This window comes from Mycolicibacterium baixiangningiae (assembly GCF_016313185.1).
Lineage (GTDB): Bacteria > Actinomycetota > Actinomycetes > Mycobacteriales > Mycobacteriaceae > Mycobacterium > Mycobacterium baixiangningiae.
In genome coordinates, this window is sequence record NZ_CP066218.1 from 5,361,641 (window position 1) to 5,385,533 (window position 23,893).

Annotated in this window: 23 protein-coding genes, 1 tRNA gene and 1 other RNA gene; 13 read left to right on the forward strand and 12 right to left on the reverse strand. The window is 68.8% G+C overall.

Going from position 1 to position 23,893, the window contains the following annotated elements:
- Positions 1-21: 21 nt before the first annotated feature.
- Both I7X18_RS25480 and I7X18_RS25485 read right to left on the reverse strand, forming a co-directional pair.
- Positions 22-1,338 carry an NtaA/DmoA family FMN-dependent monooxygenase gene (locus I7X18_RS25480; protein WP_193046748.1) on the reverse strand — a complete coding sequence of 439 codons (1,317 nt, stop codon included), beginning with the start codon at positions 1,336-1,338 and terminating at the stop codon, positions 22-24.
- A 41-nt stretch (positions 1,339-1,379) separates the two neighbouring features.
- Entirely contained in the window at positions 1,380-3,374 is a 1,995-nt protein-coding gene (locus I7X18_RS25485; RefSeq protein ID WP_193046749.1) for a dipeptide ABC transporter ATP-binding protein, read from the reverse strand.
- A gap of 277 nt (positions 3,375-3,651) precedes the next feature.
- Here I7X18_RS25485 and I7X18_RS25490 point away from each other — a divergent pair, with 277 nt between their 5' ends.
- Entirely contained in the window at positions 3,652-4,137 is a 486-nt protein-coding gene (locus I7X18_RS25490) for an NADPH-dependent FMN reductase (protein ID WP_193046750.1), read from the forward strand.
- Positions 4,137-4,634, forward strand: a complete 498-nt coding sequence (locus I7X18_RS25495; protein ID WP_232375521.1) for a flavin reductase family protein — start codon at positions 4,137-4,139, stop codon at positions 4,632-4,634. The genes I7X18_RS25490 and I7X18_RS25495 overlap by 1 nt, the downstream gene beginning before the upstream one ends.
- A gap of 52 nt (positions 4,635-4,686) precedes the next feature.
- Here I7X18_RS25495 and I7X18_RS25500 read toward each other — a convergent pair whose 3' ends face one another.
- Positions 4,687-6,294, reverse strand: a complete 1,608-nt coding sequence (locus I7X18_RS25500; RefSeq protein WP_193046752.1) for an ABC transporter substrate-binding protein — start codon at positions 6,292-6,294, stop codon at positions 4,687-4,689.
- Positions 6,295-6,547: 253 nt separating this feature from the next.
- Here I7X18_RS25500 and I7X18_RS25505 point away from each other — a divergent pair, with 253 nt between their 5' ends.
- Positions 6,548-6,934: an SHOCT domain-containing protein gene (locus I7X18_RS25505; RefSeq protein ID WP_193046753.1), complete on the forward strand. Its 387-nt coding sequence runs from the start codon at positions 6,548-6,550 to the stop codon at positions 6,932-6,934.
- Positions 6,935-6,950: 16 nt separating this feature from the next.
- Here I7X18_RS25505 and I7X18_RS25510 read toward each other — a convergent pair whose 3' ends face one another.
- Positions 6,951-7,943, reverse strand: a complete 993-nt coding sequence (locus tag I7X18_RS25510) for a DEDDh family exonuclease (protein ID WP_193046887.1) — start codon at positions 7,941-7,943, stop codon at positions 6,951-6,953.
- Positions 7,944-8,014: 71 nt separating this feature from the next.
- Between I7X18_RS25510 and I7X18_RS25515 the strand changes: the two genes are divergently transcribed.
- Both I7X18_RS25515 and I7X18_RS25520 read left to right on the forward strand, forming a co-directional pair.
- Positions 8,015-9,244: a Mur ligase family protein gene (locus I7X18_RS25515; protein ID WP_193046754.1), complete on the forward strand. Its 1,230-nt coding sequence runs from the start codon at positions 8,015-8,017 to the stop codon at positions 9,242-9,244.
- The gene (locus I7X18_RS25520) at positions 9,237-9,953 is read left to right on the forward strand and encodes a type 1 glutamine amidotransferase (protein WP_193046755.1); all 717 of its coding nucleotides are present in this window, start codon (positions 9,237-9,239) and stop codon (positions 9,951-9,953) included. The genes I7X18_RS25515 and I7X18_RS25520 overlap by 8 nt, the downstream gene beginning before the upstream one ends.
- Here I7X18_RS25520 and I7X18_RS25525 read toward each other — a convergent pair.
- The 3 genes from I7X18_RS25525 to I7X18_RS25535 all read right to left on the reverse strand — a co-directional run bounded on the left by I7X18_RS25525 (position 9,950) and on the right by I7X18_RS25535 (position 11,889).
- On the reverse strand, positions 9,950-10,825 hold the full coding sequence (locus I7X18_RS25525) for a type IV toxin-antitoxin system AbiEi family antitoxin (protein ID WP_193046756.1): 876 nt from the start codon (positions 10,823-10,825) through the stop codon (positions 9,950-9,952). The two genes, I7X18_RS25520 and I7X18_RS25525, sit on opposite strands and share 4 nt — an antisense overlap.
- Positions 10,826-10,940: 115 nt before the next feature.
- A complete protein-coding gene (gene recR, locus I7X18_RS25530) occupies positions 10,941-11,552 on the reverse strand; it encodes a recombination mediator RecR (protein ID WP_193046757.1) in 612 nt (203 codons plus the stop codon).
- Position 11,553: 1 nt separating this feature from the next.
- Positions 11,554-11,889 carry a YbaB/EbfC family nucleoid-associated protein gene (locus I7X18_RS25535; RefSeq protein ID WP_193046758.1) on the reverse strand — a complete coding sequence of 112 codons (336 nt, stop codon included), beginning with the start codon at positions 11,887-11,889 and terminating at the stop codon, positions 11,554-11,556.
- 111 nt (positions 11,890-12,000) lie between these two features.
- Here I7X18_RS25535 and I7X18_RS25540 point away from each other — a divergent pair, with 111 nt between their 5' ends.
- On the forward strand, positions 12,001-12,741 hold the full coding sequence (locus I7X18_RS25540) for an Rv3717 family N-acetylmuramoyl-L-alanine amidase (protein ID WP_193046759.1): 741 nt from the start codon (positions 12,001-12,003) through the stop codon (positions 12,739-12,741).
- A gap of 22 nt (positions 12,742-12,763) precedes the next feature.
- Here I7X18_RS25540 and I7X18_RS25545 read toward each other — a convergent pair whose 3' ends face one another.
- Positions 12,764-13,219: an SRPBCC family protein gene (locus I7X18_RS25545; protein ID WP_193046760.1), complete on the reverse strand. Its 456-nt coding sequence runs from the start codon at positions 13,217-13,219 to the stop codon at positions 12,764-12,766.
- Positions 13,220-13,308: 89 nt separating this feature from the next.
- On the opposite strand from I7X18_RS25545, the gene I7X18_RS25550 reads away from it, so the two are divergent.
- Entirely contained in the window at positions 13,309-14,697 is a 1,389-nt protein-coding gene (locus I7X18_RS25550; protein ID WP_193046761.1) for an FAD-binding oxidoreductase, read from the forward strand.
- Between the two features lie 28 nt (positions 14,698-14,725).
- Positions 14,726-16,021: a class I SAM-dependent methyltransferase gene (locus I7X18_RS25555; RefSeq protein WP_193046762.1), complete on the forward strand. Its 1,296-nt coding sequence runs from the start codon at positions 14,726-14,728 to the stop codon at positions 16,019-16,021.
- A 7-nt stretch (positions 16,022-16,028) separates the two neighbouring features.
- Here the strand turns inward: I7X18_RS25555 and I7X18_RS25560 are convergent, their stop codons facing one another.
- The 3 genes from I7X18_RS25560 to ffs form a co-directional block, all read right to left on the reverse strand.
- Positions 16,029-17,933 (reverse strand): DNA polymerase III subunits gamma/tau, encoded by a 1,905-nt coding sequence (locus I7X18_RS25560; RefSeq protein ID WP_193046763.1) that lies wholly within the window; start codon positions 17,931-17,933, stop codon positions 16,029-16,031.
- 34 nt (positions 17,934-17,967) lie between these two features.
- Entirely contained in the window at positions 17,968-19,254 is a 1,287-nt protein-coding gene (locus tag I7X18_RS25565) for an aspartate aminotransferase type Ic (RefSeq protein WP_193046764.1), read from the reverse strand.
- Positions 19,255-19,288: 34 nt separating this feature from the next.
- An RNA gene (gene ffs, locus I7X18_RS25570) (signal recognition particle sRNA small type) lies at positions 19,289-19,383 on the reverse strand.
- 69 nt (positions 19,384-19,452) lie between these two features.
- On the opposite strand from ffs, the gene I7X18_RS25575 reads away from it, so the two are divergent.
- The 3 genes from I7X18_RS25575 (at position 19,453) to I7X18_RS25585 (ending at position 21,512) form a co-directional block, all read left to right on the forward strand.
- Positions 19,453-19,538: transfer RNA gene (locus tag I7X18_RS25575), tRNA-Ser, on the forward strand.
- A gap of 71 nt (positions 19,539-19,609) precedes the next feature.
- The gene (locus tag I7X18_RS25580; protein ID WP_193046765.1) at positions 19,610-20,398 is read left to right on the forward strand and encodes a lipid uptake coordinator LucA; all 789 of its coding nucleotides are present in this window, start codon (positions 19,610-19,612) and stop codon (positions 20,396-20,398) included.
- Positions 20,399-20,486: 88 nt separating this feature from the next.
- Positions 20,487-21,512: a S1C family serine protease gene (locus I7X18_RS25585; RefSeq protein ID WP_193046766.1), complete on the forward strand. Its 1,026-nt coding sequence runs from the start codon at positions 20,487-20,489 to the stop codon at positions 21,510-21,512.
- 15 nt (positions 21,513-21,527) lie between these two features.
- Here the strand turns inward: I7X18_RS25585 and I7X18_RS25590 are convergent, their stop codons facing one another.
- On the reverse strand, positions 21,528-22,199 hold the full coding sequence (locus I7X18_RS25590) for a TetR/AcrR family transcriptional regulator C-terminal domain-containing protein (RefSeq protein ID WP_232375331.1): 672 nt from the start codon (positions 22,197-22,199) through the stop codon (positions 21,528-21,530).
- 77 nt (positions 22,200-22,276) lie between these two features.
- Between I7X18_RS25590 and I7X18_RS25595 the strand changes: the two genes are divergently transcribed.
- Both I7X18_RS25595 and I7X18_RS25600 read left to right on the forward strand, forming a co-directional pair.
- Positions 22,277-23,344: an NAD(P)H-dependent amine dehydrogenase family protein gene (locus tag I7X18_RS25595; RefSeq protein ID WP_193046767.1), complete on the forward strand. Its 1,068-nt coding sequence runs from the start codon at positions 22,277-22,279 to the stop codon at positions 23,342-23,344.
- Positions 23,345-23,560: 216 nt separating this feature from the next.
- Positions 23,561-23,842: a WGxxGxxG family protein gene (locus I7X18_RS25600; RefSeq protein ID WP_193046768.1), complete on the forward strand. Its 282-nt coding sequence runs from the start codon at positions 23,561-23,563 to the stop codon at positions 23,840-23,842.
- Positions 23,843-23,893: the final 51 nt, after the last annotated feature.

A 23,893-nucleotide genomic window follows, 5' to 3' on the forward strand; every position in this document is an offset into this window, starting at 1 on the left:
CGGCGGTGGCCGGGCGTGACATCAGAACTCGCGCAGCGTCTCCCGCAGCGTGGTGCCGGTGTATTCGGTGCGGGTCAGGCCCATCCGCTGCAGTTCGGGTACGAGGCCGTCGGTGATCGACGTGATGTAGTTGCGGTTGAGATCCCAGCCCGGCTTCATGATGAGGAAGCCGTCGCCGCCGATCTCCTCCATCGCCTCCCCCATCTGCCGGGCGACCTGCTCGGGCGTGCCGACGAACTCGACACCGGTGGTGGCCCAGTCGATGGCCAACTGCCGCAGCGTCTTCGGACCCGGGCTGCCGTCGCCGCGCATGAAGTGCTCGAGGGAACCCCGCTCACCGTTGGTGGTCAGATCCGCGGGTAGCGGTTCGTCCCAGTCGAACTGCTTGAAGTCGATCTCGGTGTTCGACGAGATGCCGACGAGTTGCTTCTCGATGTAGCTGTCGGTGGCCACCAGGCGTTCGATCTCCGCGCGGGCCTCGGCCTCGGTCGGCGCGACGACGGGTGAGACACAGAACATCAGCTTGATGTCGTCGGGGTTGCGGCCCTCCGCCGCGGCACGGGCCCGGATGTCGTCGCGGTAGGCCTTCATCCCGGCGGTGCCGGTGCCGACGGCGACGATCGCATCGGCGGCGCGGGCGGCGAACGCCCGGCCTCGCGGTGAGGCGCCGGCCTGCAGGATCGTCGGGCGGTGCTGCGGTGAGGGCACCGTGTTCAGCGGGCCCCTGGACTTGAAGTACTTGCCGACGAAGTCGACGGTCCGCACCTTGCGGTGGTCGGCGTAGGTGTGGGTCTCGCGATCCATCACCACCGCGTCGGCATCCCACGAATCCCACAGCTGGGTGACGACGTCGAAGTACTCGTCGGCGACGTTGTAGCGCTCGTCATGCTCGGGTAGCCCGTCCAGGCCGAAGTTCTGCGCGGCGCGGTCCTCGGCGGAGGACACGATGTTCCAGCCGAACCGGCCCTCGGACAGGGAGTCCACCGTGGAGGCCAACCGCGCCAGCAGGTAGGGCGGGTAGAACGAGGTGGACATCGTCGCCACCACACCCAGCTTTGAGGTGTGCGAGGCGATCTTCACCGCCAACGGCACCGGATCGTGTTTCGGGGCGAACACCGAGTTCTTCAGCGCACCCTCCATCGAGCGCCCGTAGGCGTCGGCCACCATCACGGTGTCCTCGATCATGATGAAGTCGAAGCAGGCGCGTTCCATGCTGCGCGCCATGTCGACGTAGAACTGCCCGTTGGGCCAGCGCGCCACGTCCGGTGACGCCCGCGGCGTATCCCATTCCGGCGGAATGAAATTCATGAACCATCCGAGGTGGAACTTCTTGGTCACTGGTGATCTCCTGTTTCTGTGTGCGGTTGAAAAAGCCTGGGTCAGCCGGCGAGCCGCTGATCGGCCTGCGGTGTGGTGAGCAGGCAGGCGGCCAGATGCCGGCTGGTGTCGTCGGTGGACAGCAGTGCGGGCACCTCTGTCGGGCAGCGCTCCACCCGTTCGCCGCACCGGGGGTGGAAGGCGCATCCGGGCGGGACCGCCAGGGGGCTCGCCGGTTCGCCGGGCAGCCGCGCCGGCTCCTTGCCCGGGCTCGGTATCGCCGCCAGAAGCGCTTTGGTGTAGGGATGTTTGGGGTTGGCGATGAGCTTCTCGGTCGGTGCCAACTCGACGATCTGACCCAGGTACATCACCGCGATCCGGTCGGCGATGAACCGTGCGGCCGCCAGGTCATGGGTGACGAACACGACGGCCATACCCAGCTCGCGACGCAGCTCCTGCAGCAGGTTGAGCACGGACGCCGCCAACGACGCGTCGAGTGCCGACGTCGGTTCGTCGCACAGCAGCAGCGGAGGCGGGTCGATGATCGCGCGGGCGAAGGCCACCCGTTGGCGCTGGCCACCGGAGAGGCTCGATGCCTTCACACTCGCCACGTCGGGGGGCAGGCCGACCTGACGCAGGGCCGCATCGACGCGATCGCGGCGTTCGGTCCGGTTCGTCGAACCCAGTAGCCGCTCGCCCACGATCTCCCCGACCGTCATCCACGCGGTCAGTGATGCGCCGGCGTCCTGGAAGACCATCTGCGGCCTCGGCCCGACGGACTTCACGCTGCCGCCGTCCGGCTCCATCAGCCCGGCCACCACCCGCAGCAGTGTCGACTTCCCCGAACCGGATTCGCCGACCACCGCAATGGATTCCCCGGGGGCGACGTCGAGGACGACGTGGCGTAGCGCATGCAGATCGTCGCGCCGGAACGGGCCGCGCCGCACAGAGAACCGCTTCTCGACCCCGTTGATCTGCAGCACCGGTCGGGGGTCGTCGAGTACCGCCATCGGCGGGAACGGCGTTGTCTCCGCACGGGTACGGGACTGGGCCGTCGCGTTGGGCACGATGCAGGCCGCGGCGCCGGAGTGGGTGGTGGCGGGCGTCGGGTCGGGCAGCACCTCTGTGCACGCGGGAATGACCGCGGGGCAGCGCGGCGAGAAGGCGCACCCGTTGGGGTGTGCCCGCGGATCCGGCGGGCTGCCCGGCAGGGCGCTGATCGCCCGGCCCAGCGGCAGGTCGAGGTCGAGGCGGGAATTCAGCAACCCGAACGTGTAGGGATGCGACGGCGCCGCCAAAACCTCGTCCATGGCGCCGATCTCGGCCAGCCGCCCGCCGTACATGACCGCCACCCGGTCGGCGATCTGCGAGGCCACGCCGATGTCGTGGGTGACGACGATGAAGGAAGTACCCAGCTCCGTGCACAGGTCACGCAGCAGGCCCAGCACCTGCGCCTGCACGGTCACGTCGAGAGCGGTCGTCGGCTCGTCGGCGATCACCAGGTCCGGCCCGCCTGCGACCGCCATCGCGATCATCACCCGCTGTCGCAGGCCGCCGGACAGTTCATGCGGGTAGGCCTTCATCCGCCGCAGCGGGTCGGGGACGCCGACGAGCTCCAGCAGGCGGCGCGCCTCGTCGGGATCCCCGGCGACCTCGGTGATCTGCCGGCCCACCCGCATCGTCGGGTCCAGCGACGTCATGGGGTCCTGGAACACCGCGCCGAGGTGGGCCTTTCGGACACGGCGCCGCTCCTCGGCCCCGGCGGTGACCATGTCGACACCGCACACCTCGGCCAGGCCGGAGACCACGGGTGCGGGTTGCCCGTCGAGCAGCCCGAGCAGACCCAGACCCAGCACGCTCTTCCCGGAGCCGGACTCGCCGACCAGCGCGAGCACTTCCCCGGGCTGGACGTCGAGGCTGACGCCCCGCAGCGCGTGCAGCGGCACCCCGCGGCGCTGGAACGTGACGGTCAGATCACGCACGCGGGCCCGCGGCGTCACCTCCGCGGGCTGCGCCGCTACAGCCGTCCGCAGCGCGATGTCATCGTCGATGGTCATGGCGCGAGCCCCTCGATTGCCGTGCGAATGGGAAGTCTTCGACTCGGGTGAGACACCGGTGCGGGCCGACGTTGGCTCTGCGTCACCAGATTTCGGAATGGGGAAAGCAAACCCGTTGTGCGTGACGACTTCACGACGTGTCGATGTCCATCGGATTGCGCCGCCGCTCGCCCGCCGCACCCGGCCACGGCGCAATACAGGATTTACCGCGGGGCGCGGCCGAGGAAATGGTCACTGCAAGAATGAGGCTGTTGCCGGCGAACTGGAGGATGCGTAGATGACGGTCGTAGTCGTAGGAAACCCGAAACCGATGTCGCGGACGCGGGCGGCCGCCGAACTGGTCGCCGAGAAGCTGACCGGCTCGGCCCCCGAACACGTGATCGACGTCGTCGACCTCGGCCCGGGCCTGCTGGGGTGGGGCGATCCGAAGGTGGCCGCCGCCAAGGAGATCGTGAAGTCGGCCGATTCACTGGTGGTGGCCTCCCCGACGTTCAAGGCCACCTATACCGGGCTGTTGAAGTTGTTCCTCGACCAGTTCGGCGCGGGTGAGTTGGGGCAGGTCACCACGTTTCCGCTCATGCTCGGCGGATCGCTGGCGCATGCGCTGGCGCCCGAACTGACGCTGCGCCCCGTGCTGGTCGAGATCGGCGCCAGCTGCCCGGCGCCGAGCCTCTACCTGATCGACTCCGAGTACGAGACCTCACCGGAGCTCGAGAAATGGCTGGATGTCGCGCGCCGGTTCGTCCCGCAGGTGTCCTCGTGATCACCGCGGTCGAGGGTCAGTTCGACCAGGCCCTGCTGCGGCAGGCGTTCGGCTGCTTCCCCAGCGGGGTGACGGCGTTCTGCGGTCTGATCGACGGTGTTGCCGAGGGGATGGCGGCCAGCTCGTTCACCTCGGTGTCGCTCGACCCGCCCCTGGTGTCCGTGTGCGTCGCCAACACGTCGACGACATGGCCGAAGCTGGCGCGGCTCGACCGGCTCGGGCTGTCCGTGCTGGCCAATGACCACGGCGCCGTCGCGCGCTCGCTGGCGGCCAAGACCGGCAACCGGTTCGACGGCGTGGAGTGGGAGGCGACCGCCAGCGGTGCGGTGTTCGTGCACGGCTCGACGCTGTGGCTGGAGTGTGCTCCGTTCAAACGCGTCGAGGCGGGCGACCACGAGATCGTCGTGCTGCAGATCATGGCGTTGGCGATCTATCCCGACATCGCCCCGATGGTGTTCCACCGCAGCGGATTCCACGGTTTGGCCGCCTCGTCCTGAGCGCGGGTGTGCGAGGAGGGCGGTACCGCACAGGTACCGCCCTCCCGTCGCGTCAGGCCCGTTTGAGTGCCGGCGGCCAGAAGATCTGCGGGTAGAACGAATTGCTCTCGATCCCGGTCAGGTCTTTCTGCGCGACGGTGGCATTCGGCGGTAGGCAGAGCGGGATCCAGATCGCCTCGTCCATGGCGATCTGACTGCACTGTTGGTAGACGCCGTTCATCGTCTCCGTGGTGGGCTGCCGGACGGCATCGTCCATCAGCGTGTCCAGCTTCGGATTGGAGTACTGAAAGAAGTTCAGCGGCTTGGCGCCCGTCCGCAGCAGGATGCGGAACGTGGTGTCCAGGTGCAGGGTGTCCCCGCCGAGGAACGCCACCAGCAGGTCCGGACGCTTCTCGGGCGGTTGATTGGCGAGATCGAACATCTCGGCCACCGGCATCGCCCGCAGGGTGACGTCGAGTCCGAAGGCGGCGAGTTGGTTCTGCACCAGTTCGGCCATCTGCTGGCGCGGCGCCCCGCCGTCGGCGGCCCACGCCAGGTCCACCTTTTTCGAGGGTAGAGACGCCACCATCGCCTTCAGTGGAGCGGTGTCGACCTCGGCCGGGAAGGGGGCCAGCTCGGGCGGCAGGGAGTTCGCCGGCCACATCGACTCCTGCGCAGTCGCCAGCCCACCCCACGCGGTGTCTACGATGGCCTTGCGGTCCAGCGCGGTCAGCATGGCGCGGCGCAGTGCGACGTCGGTGAAGAGGCCCGACGTCGGGTTGAGCCAGATCGCCTCGCCCGACCCGCCGACGGCAGTGACTACCGAGAAGTCCGGGTTCTGTTGGTACGCAAGGACATCAGGAACGGCGAAGCCTTTGCTCACGATGTCGAACGCCCCGGAGTCGAGCTGCATCTTCTGCGTCGTGATATCCGGTGTGATCTCGATGCGGATGGTCTCGAACGCCGGCTTGCCGCCCCAGTAGTCGCCGAACGCCGACAGCGTGTAGTGGCTGCCGGGGACGAACTCGGTGAAAGTGTAGGGGCCGCAGCCGGCGTCGTGGGTCTTCAACCAATCCTGCGCCAGGTCATCACCTTTGGCGTTGGCGGCCACCGCCGTCGGGCTCACCGCGAACGGCTGCCACGGGCACGCCAGATAGTGCATGAAGGCGTTGTTGGGCTCTTTCAGCGTCACGATGAACGTCGTCGGGTTGGGCGCCGCGGTCCCGGCCACCCCGGCAACCATGTATGCCGGGCCCTGGTTGACGGCCGCGCGGCGCTCAAAGCTCTTCACCCAGGCCTGCGCGTCGGCGATCGTGCCGTCGTGGAACTTCACGTTCGGATGCAGCGTAAAGGTATAGGTCATCTGGTCCTCGGAGACCGTCCAGTTCTCGGCCAGACCGCCGATGATGTCGGCGGTGCCGGGCTGGTAGCGCACCAGGCCCTCGTACGCCGATTCCATCACCTGTACGCCTTCGCCCTCGTACATGATGTCCGGGTCCGGCACCTGCATATCAGCGAGGAACGGCATCTTCAGGGTCAGTGTGCCCTTGGTCGATCCACCGCCCCCGGCTCCGCAGGCCGCGAGGAACGAAGCCAGCGTCAGTCCGCCGATGGTGAGGCCGCCGGCCTTGAGGAAGCTGCGGCGGTCCAGTCCGGTGGGCGGTGGTACGTGATGGGGCACGGATTCTCCTACGTAGCGGGACTCTTGGCGGCAGAGCACGGCATACGCTGGCGTGCGTCGGTACCGCGCAGTAAAGCCGGGTCACGTGACGCATCGGCGTCGCGTCGGTGCCTCGTGTATTACGCCGGTCCCCCGCTCAGGCCTTCGCGCTGCGTTATTTCGCATCGCCATATCGCCGGTGCGCCGCGCGGTGGGCCAATAGACTCGGGGCGGGAGTGGCTCGACGGCGAGCCGCGTCCGTGAGGGGGATCCCATGTGGGACTCATTCTGGGACTATCTGTGGTCGGCAGTGGTGATCTTCGCGTTCATCGCCTACCTGATCATCTTGTTCAACATCCTCACTGATCTGTTCTGGCGTGATCACAAGACGTCCGGGTGGATCAAGGCGATCTGGGTGGTCTTCCTGATCCTGCTGCCCTACCTCACCGCGCTGGTGTACCTCATCGCCCGAGGCGGTGGCATGGCTCAGCGTGCACGCGAAGCGGCGTTCGCTGCCCAGCGGGAGACCGACGACTACATCCGCCAAGCGGCAGGCCGCTCCCCGGCGCAAGAGATCGCGGACGCCAAGGGACTGCTGGACAACGGCGTCATCACCGAGGCCGAGTTCGACGCGCTCAAGGCCAAGGCGCTGAGCGGCTGACGGCCGGCGCCGAACGTCAGAACAGGGCGAACTGGTCGCCGACGGTCGTGGGATCGAAGAAGTCCTCGATGCCGGTGCCGCCGACGACGTGGTCGACGGCGCGCATGAACTCGGCGTCCGAAAGCACCGGCACGCCGAACTCGTGGGCCTGGTAACCCTTGCCCTGTTCGACGTCCGCCTGGTTGCAGATGACCAGCGAGGTCACCGGGTCCACGTTGTCGACGTAGGCCAGGCCGGCGGTGCCCATCCGCTCGATCAGTTCCTCGTGGGTGTGGCTGACCTCGGCCGAGACCGCGACGCGCATGCCCTTCACCAGCGGGCGTCCCGGGACGTAGCGGCCGGGGTTGAGGTACGGGCACGGCGTCCGCGCGGCCACCATCTTCAGCGGGTGCAGTTCGTCATGGGTCACCCGGCCGTTGGGCCACAGCCGCCGGCCGACCGGACGCGTCGGCAGCCACGCCCTGCGTTCCCGGGCGCGGGCCAGCGTCGGCTTGAGGATCTGGGCGAGCACCTGCGCGTCGTCGAGTGCATCGTGCGGTTTGAGCTGCGGCACGCCCCAGTGTGCGGCAAGGGTCTCCAACCGCAGGTTCACCGTGCCCAGGTCGAGGCGGCGGGCGAGTTCGACGGTGCACATCACCGAGTCGATGGGAAGTTCGGCGCCGACCAGTTCGGCCTCGGAGGTCAGGAACGAGTAGTCGAACCCGACGTTGTGGGCGACGAGCGTGCGGCCGCGCAACAGCTCGGCGAGGTCTGCGACGACGTCACCGAACCGCGGTGCGCCCTCCAGCATCTGTGCGGTCAGCCCGTGCACGTGGGTGGGCCCCGGGTCCACGCCCGGATTCAGCAGCGTGGCGAGACTGTGCTCGACGTTGCCGTCGTCCCCCACCGCGAGTGCGGCCAGGCTCACGATGCGCGCCTGGCCGGGCCGGAAACCCGACGTCTCGACATCGACGACGGCCCAGCCTGTACCGGTATCGACCGCAGGTCGTCCCCAGCTGTGGCTCACCACTTCAGACTGGCACGCCCCTCCGACAATCCTCGGATCGCAGCGGTGCGTGTCGGGCACCTAAACTGCCGGGGATGGTCACCCCTCGAGGACGCGCCGCGCTGTCGGCCGGAGCCGCCGCGCGGTGGGCGTCGCGCGTCACCGGGCGCGGGGCGGGCGCGATGATCGGCGGGCTCGTCGCGATGACGCTGGACCGCTCGCTGCTCGGCCAGCTCGGCGCCGGCCGGCGCACGGTCGTCGTCACCGGCACCAACGGCAAATCCACCACCACGCGGATGACCGCGGCGGCGCTGGGCACCCTCGGCGCGGTCGCCACCAACGCCGAGGGCGCGAACATGGACGCCGGCCTGATCGCCGCGCTCGCCGCCGACCGCAACGCCGGGCTCGCGGCGCTCGAAGTCGACGAGATGCACGTGCCGCACGTGTCCGACGCCGTCGACCCGTCCGTCGTGGTGCTGCTGAACCTGTCCCGCGACCAGCTCGACCGGGTCGGTGAGATCAACCACATCGAACGCACGCTGCGCGCCGGCCTGGCCCGGCATCCGAAGGCGGTCGTGGTGGCCAACTGTGACGACGTGCTGATGACGTCGGCGGCCTACGACAGCCCCCGCGTGGTCTGGGTGGCCGCGGGCGGCAGCTGGGCCAACGATTCGGTGAGCTGCCCGCGCTCCGGCGAGGTGATCGTCCGCGACGGCACCGACTGGTATTCGACCGGCACAGATTTCAAGCGGCCAGACCCGCAGTGGTGGTACGACGACACCCACCTCCACGGCCCCGACGGCCTGTCGCTGCCGATGACGCTGGCGCTGCCGGGCGCGGTGAACCGCGGTAACGCGGCGCAGGCCGTCGCCGCCGCGGTCACCCTGGGCGCCGACCCGGCAGCCGCGGTGGCCGCCGTATCGGGGGTCGACGAGGTGGCCGGGCGCTACCGGACGGTGCGGGTGGGCGACCACACGGCGCGGGTGCTGCTGGCCAAGAACCCCGCGGGCTGGCAGGAAGCGCTGTCGATGGTCGACAAGCACGGCGCGGGGGTGGTGATCGCGGTCAACGGGCAGGTGCCCGACGGGGAGGATCTGTCGTGGCTGTGGGATGTTCGGTTCGAGCACTTCGAGGACACCCAGGTGGTGGCCGCCGGTGAGCGGGGCACAGACCTCGCGGTGCGCCTCGGATACGCCGGCGTCGGGCACACGCTGGTGCACGACACCCTCGCGGCGATCACGTCCTGCCCGCCGGGCCACGTCGAGGTGATCGCGAACTACACGGCGTTCCTGCAACTCAACAGGCGGTTGGCGCGCTATGAGTGACTCCACGGTCCGCATCGGGTTGGTGCTGCCCGATGTGATGGGCACCTACGGCGACGGCGGCAACTCGGTGGTGCTGCGGCAGCGGCTGCGGTTGCGGGGCATCGACGCGGAGGTCGTCGAGATCACGCTGGCCGATCCGGTGCCCGCCGAACTCGACCTCTACACCCTCGGCGGCGCAGAAGACTACGCACAGCGGTTGGCGACCAAACACCTACAGCGCTATCCGGGCCTGCAGCAGGCCGCCTCCCGCGGCGCCCCGGTGCTGGCGATCTGCGCGGCCATCCAGGTACTCGGCCACTGGTACGAGACATCGTCGGGGGAACGGGTCGACGGCGTAGGGATGCTCGACGTCACCACCTCACCGCAGCCGGCCCGCACGATCGGCGAAGTGGTCTCCCAGCCGCTGGTCCCCGGGTTGTCCGAGAAGTTGACCGGCTTCGAAAACCACCGCGGCGGAACAACTCTCGGCCCTGACGCGGCACCGCTGGCACGGGTCGAGAAGGGTGCGGGCAACCGCGACGGTGACGGCGTCGACGGGGCGGTGCAGGGCAGCGTCATCGCGACGTACCTGCACGGCCCGTGCCTGGCCCGCAATCCGGAGCTGGCCGACCACCTGCTGAGCAAGGTCGTCGGCGACCTGCCGCCGCTGGATCTCCACGAGGTGGCGCGGCTGCGTCGGGAACGGCTGACGGCACCGCGGCGGGCCTAGGCCGCCCGGCGCCGCACCACCGGGGCGCCGACGGGACAGCCACGGCCGGCCAGGGCCGTGCAGACCCGCGCCAGCCAGTCGTGCGGATGCTCCTCGGCGATGACCCGAATGACGATCCAACCCCGCTCTTCGAGCATCCGCAGCCGGGCGATGTCCTTGACGTACTGCGCGCGATCCTTGCGGTGGTGGTCACCGTCGTACTCGACCGCCACCATGAACTCGCGCCAGCCCATGTCGAGGAACGCGACCGGGCGCGACCCGTCGACCACCGGAATCTGAGTCTCCGGTCGCGGCAGACCCGCGTCGTGCAGACACAACCGCAGCCGGCTCTCGCGCGGTGAGGCCGCTCCGCCGTCGACGAGCGGCAGCAACTCGCGCACCTGCCGTAGCCCGCGGGCGCGGGGATATCGCCCCGCCAGCGCCATGACCTGGTCGACATCGAACCGCTGATTCCACATCAGGGCGTCCAGCCGCTCCAGCGCCTCACCGCGCTCCAGGTGGCGTGCGAGGTCGAAGGCGGTGCGCACCCTCGTCGTCACGGGGAGCCCGGACCTCCGGGTGATCTCGTCCTCTGCGACTCTCTCGGTACGCGGGATCAAGCCCTCCTGCGGCCTGCAGTTCGCACCGACGACCTCGATGGGCGTGGACGGGTCCACCCAGGGCGCACCGTGCAGGGAGGCCGCGGCGACACCCGCGACGACTCCACGCCGGCCGGTCGCTAGCCAGGCGCCGATCGCACGGTGGCGCAGCGAGGCCGCGGAGCGCTTGGAGAGGTACACACCGCGGTACAGCACGGTGTAGTTCATGCGGAGGTCATGGCGGGTCACCACGCCCGCGGCCAGTGCCTCGCCGCCGAGGATCACGTCGCTCATGGGTTGCATACTGCGCGAGGGGTCTGACATTTCTCGAAATCGACGTTTCGTAGCCATCGGCCGAGAGGACCTCTACAAAACGTCGGTTTCGCGTGCGACGGATCGTGCCGCGATATCAGGCCATGGCGCGGCGACCGGCCAGCGCACGGCCCAGCGTGAGTTCGTCGGCGAACTCGAGATCGCCGCCCATCGGCAGCCCCGACGCGATGCGTGTGACGCTCAAGCCCGGGATGTCGCGCAGCATCCGCACGAGATAGGTGGCCGTCGCCTCGCCCTCGGTGTTCGGGTCCGTGGCGATGATCACCTCGGCCACGTCGACGCCGTCGACCCGCTCGCCGATCCGGTTCAGCAACTCACGGATGCGCAACTGGTCGGGCCCCACCCCGCTCAACGGGTCGAGCGCGCCGCCCAGCACGTGGTAGCGGCCGCGGAACTCCCGCGTCCGCTCGACGGCCTGCACATCCTTGGGCTCCTCGACCACGCAGATCAGCGAGGCGTCCCGCCGGGGGTCGCTGCAGATGCGACAGCGGTCCGCGTCGGAGACGTTGCCGCACACCTCGCAGAACTTCACCCCGTCGCGGATCCGATTGAGCACCGCGGTCAGCCGGTCGATGTCGGGGGGCTCCACGCTCAACAGATGAAAGGCGATGCGCTGGGCGCTCTTCGGCCCGATCCCCGGCAGCTTGCCGAGTTCGTCGATCAGATCCTGTACGGGCCCCTCGAACAAGTCAGAGGCCCGGGATGCCCAGGCCGCCCATGCCGCCCGCGAGCGGCCCGAGCCGGTCGTGCGCGAGGATGGTGACCTGCTTGGCGGCGTCGGCGATCGCGCCGACGACGAGGTCCTGCAGCGTCTCGACGTCGTCGGGGTCGACGACCTTGGGGTCGATGGCCACCGCCACCACGTCACCGCTGCCCCTCATCGTCACCTGCACCAGGCCGCCGCCGGCCTGACCGTGCACCTCGGAGTTGGCGAGTGACTCCTGCGCCTCCATCAACTGCTGCTGCATCTGCTGCGCCTGGGCGAGGAGTGCTGACATATCGGGCTGGCCACCACCGGGTTGCATGACTGGTCCCCTTGCATGTTGATGTCGCGTTGGTCTCGACTTGGTTTCTGTCGCCCGTATCCGGCGCTTTGGGGTTTAAGCGTAGTCGGCACGCGGGCTACGGTGGCGCCCGTGCCTGCCAGCCTGCGTGTCGGAGCCGCGATCGCCACCAGCCTGCTGATCGCAGGATCGATATTCGCCGCCCCCGCCGCCGCCGCGCCCGCCAACATCGCGGGCAAGATCGTGTTCCTCGACCCCGGCCACAACGGCGCCAACGACGCCTCGATCAGCAGGCAGGTCCCGACCGGCCGCGGCGGCACCAAGGACTGCCAGGCCAGCGGTACGTCTACCGAGGACGGCTATCCGGAGCACACCTTCGCGTGGGACACGACGCTGCGCATCAGGCAGGCGTTGACCGCGCTGGGCGTGCGCACCGCCATGTCGCGGGGCAACGACAACGCGCTCGGACCGTGCGTCGACGAGCGCGCGGCGCTGGCCAATTCGGTGCGCCCGAATGCGATCGTGTCGGTGCATGCCGACGGCGGCCCGTCGACCGGACGCGGCTTTCACGTGCTGTACTCGTCGCCCCCGCTCAACGACGCACAGGCCGGGCCTTCCGTGCAATTCGCCCAGATCATGCGCGACCAGCTGTCCGGGTCCGGATTCGTGCCGTCGACCTACATCGGATCCGGCGGGCTGAACCCGCGCAGCGACATCGCCGGGCTCAACCTCGCGCAGTATCCGTCGGTCCTCGTCGAACTGGGCAACATGAAGAACCCGGCGGACTCGGCGGTGATGAAGACCGCCGAGGGCAGGCAGCGCTACGCCGACGCCGTCGTGCGCGGTATCGCCGCCTTCCTCGCTGTTTCCTGACGGCGCTGTTTCCTGAAGCCCGTCAGGCGGCGGATGAGCTCCCGGACTCGACCTCGTGCTTGAGGTTCTCCAGCACCTGGGCCTGGATCTTCTTCAGCCCCAGCGGCGCGAACGTCTTCTCGAAGAACCCCTTGACGCCACCGGCGCCCGTCCACGACGTCTTGACCGTGACCGACGAGCCCGGGCCCGCGGGGGCGACGGTGTAGTTGGTCACCAGCGTCGAGTTGGCGTCCTTCTCGATCACGGTGTGTCCGGCCACGTCCACGGTGGCCTTGACGTCGCGCACCCGCGACTTCGTCGCCTGCAGCTTCCAGGTGGCGACCGTTCCGGCCCCCTGCCCGCCCTCGAGCACCCGATAGTCGCGGTAGTGCTCGGAGAGGATCTTGGGGCGGACGGTCTGGTAGTCGGCGACGGCTGCCAGCACCGCCGCCGGTTCGGCGTTGATCATGACGGTGCTGGAGGCGCTGACCTGTCCCATCGGTGAAATCTCCTTGTTCGAAGTGAAGACGCGGTGTGTCCCAGGGCGGTGCGGTCGCATCGGCTTCGGTCGCGGACTAGCGTATACGCGTGTCTGTTGCCCCGACCGACGCACGGGCTGCTCACGCCGAAGGCGTGGAGCGGCTACTCGCCAGCTACCGGGCGATTCCGCCGACCGCCTCAGTGCGTCTCGCCAAACCCACGTCCAACCTGTTCCGTGCACGCGCCAAGGCCACCGCCAAGGGGCTCGACGTATCCGGTCTGACCGAGGTGATCTCCGTCGACCCCGACGCCCGCACCGCCGACGTCGCCGGCATGTGCACCTACGAGACCCTCGTCGCCGCGACCCTGCCGTTCGGCCTGGCGCCGCTGGTGGTGCCCCAACTCAAGACCATCACCCTCGGCGGCGCGGTGACCGGGCTGGGCATCGAGTCCACCTCGTTCCGCAACGGCCTGCCGCACGAGTCGGTGCTGGAGATGGACATCCTCACCGGCACCGGCGAGGTCGTCACTGCGAACCGGGACCTGTGCCCGGATCTTTTTCACGCCTTCCCCAACTCCTACGGCACGCTCGGGTACTCGGTGCGGCTGAAGATCGAACTCGAACCGGTCAAACCGTTCGTGGCGCTGCGCCACTTACGTTTCCGGTCGCTGACCGACCTGGTCGAAGCGATGGACCGCATCGCCGAATCCGGCGGCCTCGACGGCGAGCCCGTCGACTACCTCGACGGTGTGGTGTTCGGCGCCGACGAGAGCTACCTGTGCGTCGGCGTCCGGACGGCAACGCCCGGCCCGGTCAGCGATTACACCGGTCAGCAGATCTACTACCGCTCGATCCAGCACTCCGGAGACAACGGCGCTGAGAAGCGTGACCGGTTGACCATCCACGACTACCTGTGGCGCTGGGACACCGACTGGTTTTGGTGCTCAAGGGCTTTCGGCGCTCAGAACCCGACGATCCGGCGGCTGTGGCCGCAGCGCTACCGGCGCAGCAGCTTCTACTGGAAGCTGATCGGATACGACCAGCGGTTCAACATCGCCGACCGCATCGAGATACGCAACGGACGGCCACCGCGGGAGCGCGTCGTCCAGGACATCGAGGTGCCCATCGGCCGCACCGCGGAGTTCCTCGGCTGGTTCCTGGAGAATGTGCCGATCGAGCCGATCTGGCTGTGCCCGTTACGGTTACGGGACAACGACAGCTGGCCGTTGTATCCGATCCGCCCGCAACACACCTACGTCAACGTGGGCTTCTGGTCGTCGGTACCGGTCGGGCCGGAGGAGGGGCACACCAACAGGCTCATCGAGCGCAAGGTCAGCGAGCTCGATGGGCACAAATCGCTGTACTCGGATGCGTACTACTCCGAGGAAGAATTCGACGAACTCTACGGGGGCGAGACATACAAAACGGTCAAGAAGGCATACGACCCCGATTCACGGCTGCTCGATCTGTATGCCAAAGCGGTGCAGAGACGATGAGCGCCTGCGCGAAGAGTAGGAACCTGCGATGACGAAACTCGTACCGGAACAGAAGCTGACGTTGGCGGAGATCCTCGAGATCTTCGTTTCGGGCCAGGAACCGTTGAAGTTCACCGCCTATGACGGCAGTACCGCCGGCCCGGCGGACGCCACGCTCGGCTTCGACCTCAAGACCCCGCGCGGCACCACCTATCTGGCCACCGCGCCGGGTGATCTGGGTATGGCGCGGGCCTATGTGTCCGGCGACATCGAGCTCACCGGAGTCCATCCCGGCGACCCGTACGATCTGCTGCGAGCGCTGACCGGGACAATGGAATTCAAGCGCCCGCCGGCCAAGGTGCTGGCGAACATCGTGCGCTCCATCGGATTCGAGCACCTCAAGCCAATCGCCCCGCCGCCGCAGGAAACATTGCCCCGGTGGCGCCGGATCGCAGAAGGATTGCGACACAGCAAATCCCGTGACGCCGGGGTGATCCACCACCACTATGACGTATCGAACACTTTCTACGAGTGGGTGCTCGGGCCGTCCATGACCTACACCTGCGCGTGCTACCCGCAGCCGGAAGCGACGCTGGAGGAAGCGCAGGACAACAAGTACCGCCTGGTGTTCGAGAAGTTGCGGCTGCAGCCCGGTGACCGGCTGCTCGACGTCGGTTGCGGGTGGGCCGGCATGGTGCGGTATGCAGCCCGCCACGGCGTGAAGGCCGTCGGCGTGACCCTGTCGAAAGAGCAGGCACTGTGGGGACAGAAGGCGATCGCCGACGAAGGTCTGACCGACCTGGCGGAGATCCGCCACGGTGACTACCGCGACGTGCGCGAAATCGGTTTCGACGCAGTCTCGTCGATCGGGCTCACCGAACACATCGGTGTGCAGAACTATCCGTCGTACTTCCGATTCCTGCAGTCGAAGCTGCGCACCGGCGGACTACTCCTCAACCATTGCATCACCCGGCCGGACAACCGCGCCGCGCCCGCCGCGGGCGGATTCATCGACCGCTACGTGTTCCCCGACGGGGAGTTGACCGGTTCGGGCCGCATCATCACCGAGGCGCAGGACGTCGGCCTGGAGGTGGTGCACGAGGAGAATCTGCGTCACCACTACGCGATGACGTTGCGCGACTGGTGCCGCAACCTCGTCGAGCACTGGGACGAGGCGGTCGACGAGGTGGGGCTGGGCACCGCGAAGGTGTGGGGGATGTACATGGCGGGTTCGCGGCTCGGTTTCGAGACGAACATCGTTCAGCTGCACCAGGTGCTGGCGGTCAAACTGGACGAGCGCGGCAACGACGGCGGGCTGCCGCTGCGGCCGTGGTGGTCGGCGTAACTACACGTTAGCTGCCGTCGATCCGGCGGGCGCCGAGTTCGTTCTGCAGCAGTTCGAGCGCGGCTTCCTCCGGGTCGCGGCGAGGGCCCATGTCCTGGTGGACCGCTTCGGCCAGCATGCTCTCCTCGTCGTCCCCGGGCAGTGGCGGAGGGGCGGCGGGCGACGGCCGGGCGGGTTCCGCCGGAGCGGCGGCCAGCCCGGCACCGGCTTCGCACTGGATCTTCCAGTCCACTCCGAGCGCATCCTTGAGGGCCTCGCGAATGACGTCGGAGTTCCGCTGCTCGACAAGCCGTTTCGCCAGTGGCGCCGACTCATGGCTCAGCACCAACGTGTCGTTCTCGACCGCGCGCACGATGGCGCCGGCCAGCATCACGTCGATGGTGCGGCTGCGCTGCCTGACCTTCTCCCGCACCGTGGTCCACATGCTGCGCACCGCCGCGGCGTTCGGCGCGCTACCGGCGGCCGGGGGGACCTCGACCACGGGCTCGGCGGGCTGGCGCACCGGAGGCGGCGACGGCTCCGGCTCGGCAGGCGTGGCGACCGGGCGCGATACCGGCTCGGGTGGTTCAGCGACGGGGGCCGCCGGCTCGGGCGGCGCGGGCGGCGGAGCCGGCTGTGACACCGCCGCGGGTGGCGTCGGCGTTTCCGGACCGGGCTCCGCGGGCGCGGGGGCGTCGGGCACCCGACTCCTGCGGGTGAACGTCTTGGCGGGCTCCACCTGGCGCGCGGCGGCCGGCATGTCCGAGGCCGGGATCGACATGTCGAGGCGGGTCTCGATGCGCTCGACGCGTTGCAGCAGAGCCGATTCCGTATCGCTGGCCGACGGCAGCAGCAGCCGGGCGCAGACCACCTCGAGCAGCAGCCGGGGCGCGGTCGCACCGCGCATCTCCCCCAGCCCGGCGTGCACCACCTCGGCGTAGCGGGCCAGCGTCGCGGCGCCCACCCGCTCAGCCTGATCGCGCATCCGCTCGAGTACGTCCCCCGGGGCGTCGACCACCCCGCGGGCGGCGGCGTCGGGCACCGCCTGCAGGACGATGAGATCGCGGAAACGCTCGAGCAGGTCGGTGGCGAAGCGTCGCGGATCGTGCCCGGCGTCGATCACCGATTCAACGGCGCCGAACAGCGCGGAGGCGTCGCCTGCGGCCAGCGCATCGACCGCATCGTCAATCAGCGCGACGTCGGTGGCCCCGAGCAGGGCGAGCGCGCGGCCGTACTCGACGCGGTTGCCCGCCGCCCCCGCCAGCAGCTGGTCGAGCACCGAGAGCGTGTCACGGGGCGACCCGCCGCCCGCCCGGATCACCAGCGGGTACACCGCGTCGTCGACGGTGACGCCCTCGTCGGCGCAGATGCGTTCCAGCAGCGTGCGCATGGTCTTGGGCGCCAGCAACCGGAACGGGTAGTGGTGGGTGCGCGACCGGATCGTCGGCAGCACCTTCTCCGGTTCAGTGGTGGCGAACACGAAGATCAGGTGCTCCGGCGGCTCCTCGACGATCTTGAGCAGCGCGTTGAAGCCGGCCGTGGTGACCATGTGCGCTTCGTCGACGATGAAGATGCGGTAGCGCGACTGTGCCGGGGCGTAGAACGCGCGGTCGCGCAGTTCGCGGGTGTCGTCGACACCACCGTGGCTGGCCGCGTCGAGTTCCGTCACGTCCATGTTGCCCGGCCCGTTGGGGGCCAGCGCCACGCACGAATCGCACGTCCCGCAGGGGGTCGGGGTGGGCCCGGCTGAGCAGTTCAGCGAGCGGGCCAGGATGCGCGCCGACGACGTCTTCCCGCAGCCCCGGGGACCGGAGAACAGGTAGGCATGGTTGATGCGCCCGGCCGACAGCGCGGTCGACAGCGGCTCGGTGACATGCTCCTGCCCGACCACCTCCGCGAAGGTCGCCGGTCGGTACTTGCGGTAGAGCGCCACGGTCAGCAGGCTACCGACGCAGTACGACGGATGGTCAACCGAGCAGTGACTCGGTGGCGGCCAGCAGCGTGCACGTCGCCAGACCGTCGATGGCCGAACGCAGGTCGTCCTCCGTGGGGAACGACGGGGCGATCCGGATGTTCTTGTCTTCCGGATCTTTTCGATACGGGAAGGCCGACCCGGCTTCGGTCACCGCGATGCCCGCGTCCTTGGCCAGCGCGACCGTGCGCCTGGCGGTACCCGGCCACACGTCGAGGCTGACGAAGTAGCCGCCCTTCGGATCGGTCCACGAAGCGATCTTGGCGTCACCCAGCCGGCCTTCGAGGATCTCGCCGACGAGTGCGAACTTCGGCGCCAGGAGCTCGCGGTGGCGCTGCATGTGCAGCCGTACGCCGTCGGCGTCGCCGAAGAATTTCAGGTGCCGCAACTGGTTGACCTTGTCCGGGCCGATCGACTTCTTGCCCGCGTGCTGCAGGTACCACGCGATGTTGCCCAGCGAGCCGCCCAGGAAGCTCACGCCGGCGCCGGCGAAGGTGATCTTGCTGGTCGAGGCGAATACCAGCGGCCGGTTCTGGTTGCCCGCCGCGGCGGCGAGGCCGAGGACGTCGACCTGCCGCACGGAGTCCGGCGTCAGGGTGTGCACCGCGTAGGCGTTGTCCCAGAACAAGCGGAAATCGGTTGCCGCCGTGCGCATCTGGACCAAGCGGCGGACCACTTCCCAGGAGTAGGTGATACCGGTGGGGTTGGCGAACACCGGAACGCACCACATGCCCTTGATGGCCGGGTCCGCGGCGACGAGTTCCTCGATGAGGTCGACGTCGGGACCGTCTTCGAGCATCGGCACGGGAATCATCTCGATGCCGAGGTTTTCGGTCAGCGCGAAGTGCCGGTCGTACCCGGGGGCCGGGCACAGGAATTTGACCGCTGTTCCGTCGCGCTGGTCCTCGATCCAGGGCCGCGGCGAGTCGACACCGCCGTGCAGCAGCGAGAACACCACGGTGTCGTGCATCAGCTCGAGGCTGGCGTTGTTGCCGGCGATCAGGTTCTGCACCGGGATTCCGAGTAGGTCGCCGAAGATGGCGCGCATTTCCGGCAGGCCGTGCAGACCGCCGTAGTTGCGGACGTCGGTGCCGTCGCTGTCTTTGTAGGTGTCCCGGCCGGGGAGCTCGAGCAGCGCATTGGACAGGTCGAGCTGGGCCGACGAGGGCTTACCGCGGGTCAGGTCCAGGTGCAGACCCTTGCCCTGCAGCTCGGCGTAGTTGCGCTGCTGCTGCTCGTGCTGGGCGACCAGATCGTCGCGGCTGAGGGAGTGGAACGACACCGCGGGCCTTTCACCAGGAATCCGGGAGCAGAAACAAAGGGGACCCCGCGCACCCGCCAGAGCCCGTTGACCCTTGCTGCCTTCCGGCCCTGGGGGAGTTCACAGGATGGACGCCGCGCGGGGTCCGCCCTGAGTGTAATACCCACGCCCGGGCACATCTCGACGGGCGCGTTCTGCCCGTCAGCTACGATTGCCCGCGGAGGATTCGCCTAGTGGCCTATGGCGCTCGCCTGGAACGCGGGTTGGGTTAATAGCCCTCAGGGGTTCAAATCCCCTATCCTCCGCACCCGGTCCGCGGTGCGATCGGCATCGACGATGCTGATCGCACCGCCGGCCACCAGTCTCGAGGAGGAGTATGCGGCGCTCGGTCGCGGTCATCTGGCACGCATCGTTCTCCGTCATCGCCGCAGCTCTCTACTTCTTCTTCGTCCTGCCCCGCTGGTACGAGCTGTTGGGGACGACGTCGCACACGCTCGGCACCGTGCTGCGCATCGTCACCGCGGCGCTTATCGGCCTCGCGGCGCTGCCGGTGGTGTTCACGCTGCTGCGGACCCGCCGGCCGGAATTCGGCACACCGCAGCTGGCGCTGCGCCTGCGAGTGCTGTCGATCGCGCTGCATGTGCTGGCCGCGGCGCTGATCCTCGGAGCCGCGATCAGCGAGATCTGGCTGAACCTGGACTCCGCCGGCCCGTGGCTGTTCGGCATCTACGGCGCGGCCGCCGCGATCGCGCTGCTCGGGATTTTCGCCTTCTACCTCGCGTTCGTCGCCGAGACGCCGCCGCCACCGCCCAAACCGCTCAAGCCCAAGAAGCAGACCGGACGCCGCGGTCGCAAGGGCGCGCAGGAGTCGTCGGCCACCGAAACCGCCGGAGACACCACCGAGGACACCACTGAGGATGCCGACGCGCCCGAGACCGAGCCGTCGGAGACCGACGAGCCGGTCACCGAAGAGTCGGACACCGAAGAGTCGGCCGACGAGGCTGAGCGGTCGGAGTCCGACGACGCCGCGCAACCGGAGACGCCCGTCGAGGACGAGGACGAGGCCGCCGGCAGCGGCCGGTTACGCAACCGGCGTCCGTCGGGCAAGGGTGATTCACCGCGCCGACGTCGCCGTCTTCGCGGTGGCGTCGCCATCGAAGACTGAGGTCAGCGCCCTACGTCGACACCTTGGGGTCCGATCACGAAGAATGTGGGCAGAACCCGAGGAATAAATCGTCGTCGAAGGGCAATTCATGGGCATGCACTGTCCCCGTTGGCTGTCTGTGGTGTCGGTCCTTCTGGCCGCGATTCTCACGTTGGTCATGCCGATCGCCCCGGCCACCTCGACCGCCGCACCGGGTGATCCGGTCGCCGCAGCAGCCGCCGTCGAACCCGCCGTGGCGCGGATCGACACGGAGATCGATTACCAGAACGCCTTCGGCACGGGCACCGGCATCGTGCTCGATGGGGGCGGCCAGGTGCTGACGAACTACCACGTCGTCCAGGGCGCCGATCGGCTCAGCGCCACCGTCGCGGGCCGGTCGTACCCGGCAGAACTCGTGGGCTACGACCGCGGACGCGACATCGCGGTGATCCAGCTGCTCGGAGCGGGTGGCCTGCCGGTGGCGCCGATCGGCGACTCGGCGGCGCTGGTGGCCGGCGAACCCGTCGTGGCGCTCGGCAACGCCCAGGGCTCCGCCGCCCCGCTGACCCGGGAGGTCGGCAGCATCACCGCCTTCGGGCGGACCGTACAGGCCGAGGACACGCTGACCGGCAGTTCCGACGAGCTCAACGGGTTGATCGAATTCGCCGCCCCGGTGCGCGCCGGTGACTCGGGTGGGCCGGTGGTCAACAGTGCCGGACAGGTGGTCGGCATCACCACGGCCGCGTCGGTGAGTTTCCGGATGGGTCCCGGCGGTAAGGGCTTTGCGATCCCGATCAACGACGCGGTGGGCATCGCCAACCAGATCCGGTCCAGAGTCCCGTCCGACAGCGTCCACATCGGTCCGCCGGCACTGTTGGGCGTCGGCGTCCGGACCGCACCGACCGACGTCCCCGGTGTCCTCATCCAGGAGGTGCTGCGCGGCGGCCCCGCCGAAGCGGCTGGGCTGATGGACGGCGACGTGCTGATCGCCATCAACGGCAACCGGCTCTCGTCGGCGACCGCGCTCACCTACACCCTGGACCGGTTCTACCCCGGTACCGTCGTCGACGTCACCTGGATCGACCGCGCCGGCCAGGAGCGCGCCGGCAGGGCGACGCTGGCTCCCGGCCCCTGAGTCAGGGCGTCTGACTCAGGGCGTGGCGGGCAGCAGGCGTTCCAGCCCCACGATCGCCAGGGTGAGTTCGAACTCGAACTGACCGTCGTCGGGTGACGGCGCGGCGGCGAGCACCCGGCGAAGCGCCGGATAGTCCGAATCGGCCGACCGCTCGAGCGCGGCGCGGGTCTGCGCCTGATGGAAGTCGCGCACCGAGGTGTGCAGCGTGTCGTGGGCGGCCGACTGGGCGATGTTCGCGACGGCGGTGACGCCGCGGCGGGCGTGGTCGGCGGCGAAGCCGGCGCTCAGCATCGCGGCGAGTACCCGTTCGGCGAGGGCGAGGACCGCGCCGGCGCCCGCACCGCTGAACGGCATCTGGTCGGCGCCTCCCCCGACCTGGACGATGCCGTCGCGGAAGGCGTAGGCGTAGGCACGCAGAACCGCGCGCCAGTCGCCGTCCTCGGGCAGGTGCACCGCGTGCAGCGATTGTTCGAAGCGGTCGAGCACCACGAGCGTCAGCAGGCCCTGACGATTGCCGACGTAGTAGTGCAGGGCCTTGCGGCTGACGCCCAGTTCGTCGGCGACGGCCTGCATGGTCAGTTCCGGTCCCGGTGCCCGGCGGGCTGCGGCGACGATCTGCTCGCGGCTGAGACGGGCGGGGCGTCCCCGGGGCCGACGTGGGTTCTGCGCGTCGACATCGGCTCCCACGGGGCCAGCCTACGCAGCGCTGCGTGTATTTTCGCCGATCGGTAAAAAGTCGGTGCGCCCCGCCCTAACCTGAGCGAGTGCCAAACACTTCCTATCGGGTCGTCCAGTGGACGACCGGCAATGTCGGAAAGAGTTCCGTCGCGGCGATCGCCGCGAATCCGAATCTCGACCTGGTCGGCTGCTACGCGTGGTCGGCGGAGAAGGCCGGCCGCGACGTCGGTGAGCTGGTGGGCATCGAACCACTCGGGATCAGCGCTTCGAACGACGTCGACGCGCTACTCGCGCTGAAACCCGATGTCGTGGTGTACAACCCGATGTGGATCGACGTCGACGAGCTGGTGCGCATCCTGGAAGCGGGCGTAAACGTGGTGGCGTCGGCGTCGTTCATCACCGGGCACAATCTGGGCGACGGGCGCGACCGATTGATCGAGGCGTGCGAGCGCGGGGGTGCGACGCTGTTCGGTTCCGGCGTCAGCCCGGGCTTCGCCGAGTTGCTGGCCATCGTGGCCGCGACCTCGTGCGACCGCGTCGACAAGATCACCATCGCGGAATCCGCCGACACCACGTTGTACGACTCCCCCGACACCGAACGTCCGACCGGCTTCGGCATGGCGATCGACGATCCCGATCTGCAGCCGATGGCCGCCAACGGCACGGCGGTGTTCGCCGAGGCTGTGCAGCTCGTCGCCGACTCGCTCGGAATCGAACTCGACGAGATCGTCTGCGAACCCGAATACGCCCAGACCACCGAGGACCTTCCGATGGCATCGTGGACCATCCCGGCCGGACACGTCGCGGGGGTGGCCGCAAGCTGGCAGGGACGCGTCGGCGGCAGGACCGTCATCGACATCAACGTGCGCTGGAAAAAGGGCCAGACGCTCGACCCTGACTGGCAGCTCGACAGCGACGGCTGGAAGATCACCGTCGAAGGGCGGCCGACGGTCAACATGACCGTCGGGTTCCTGCCGCCGCAGGACATGATCGAGAACGCGAAGACACTCGACGACTTCTTCGTCCTCGGCCACATCATGACGGCGATGCCACCGATTCACGCCATTCCGGCTGTGGTGGCCGCCGCACCGGGCATCGCGACCTACACGAATCTGCCGCTGCCACAGGCGCGCGGAGTGGTGCCTGTTAGCTGAATCCGCACCGGTGAGCGCGCTTTTGCCACCCGAATTAGAGCGGCTAAGCATTATACGCTCCGAGCCTGATGAGACGATTAGGGTTTGGTGGCAGTTTGCTGGGGTATGTGATCCCTTGCGACCGGGGGGGACGTGAACGTTCCCTGCCGTGCACGGACTGCAGCCCATGGTCCGATCGTCCACCGGCCCGGGAGGGCCACAAAGTCTGGAGTCTCTATGCGTGAAATCGTTGCTGTCGCCGCCGCTACCGGTGCTCTTCTGTTCGGTGGGGCCGGCGTAGCCAATGCCACCACCGAGTACACCCCTGTTCAGGGTCCGACGACCACACTGGTCGCCCAGGCCGACGACGATCAGGAGGACGGCGACAACACCGGCCTGTGGGGCCTCGCGGGTCTTCTCGGTCTGCTCGGGCTTCTCGGTCTGAAGCGGCGCAAGGACACCCACGTCGCGACGCCGGCGCCCGGTACCCCCGGTTACGGGGCCCAGCCGCGCGCGTAGCACTGAGCTCTACCGGTCGGCCCGCCACCTCCACGGTGGCGGGCCGGTTCC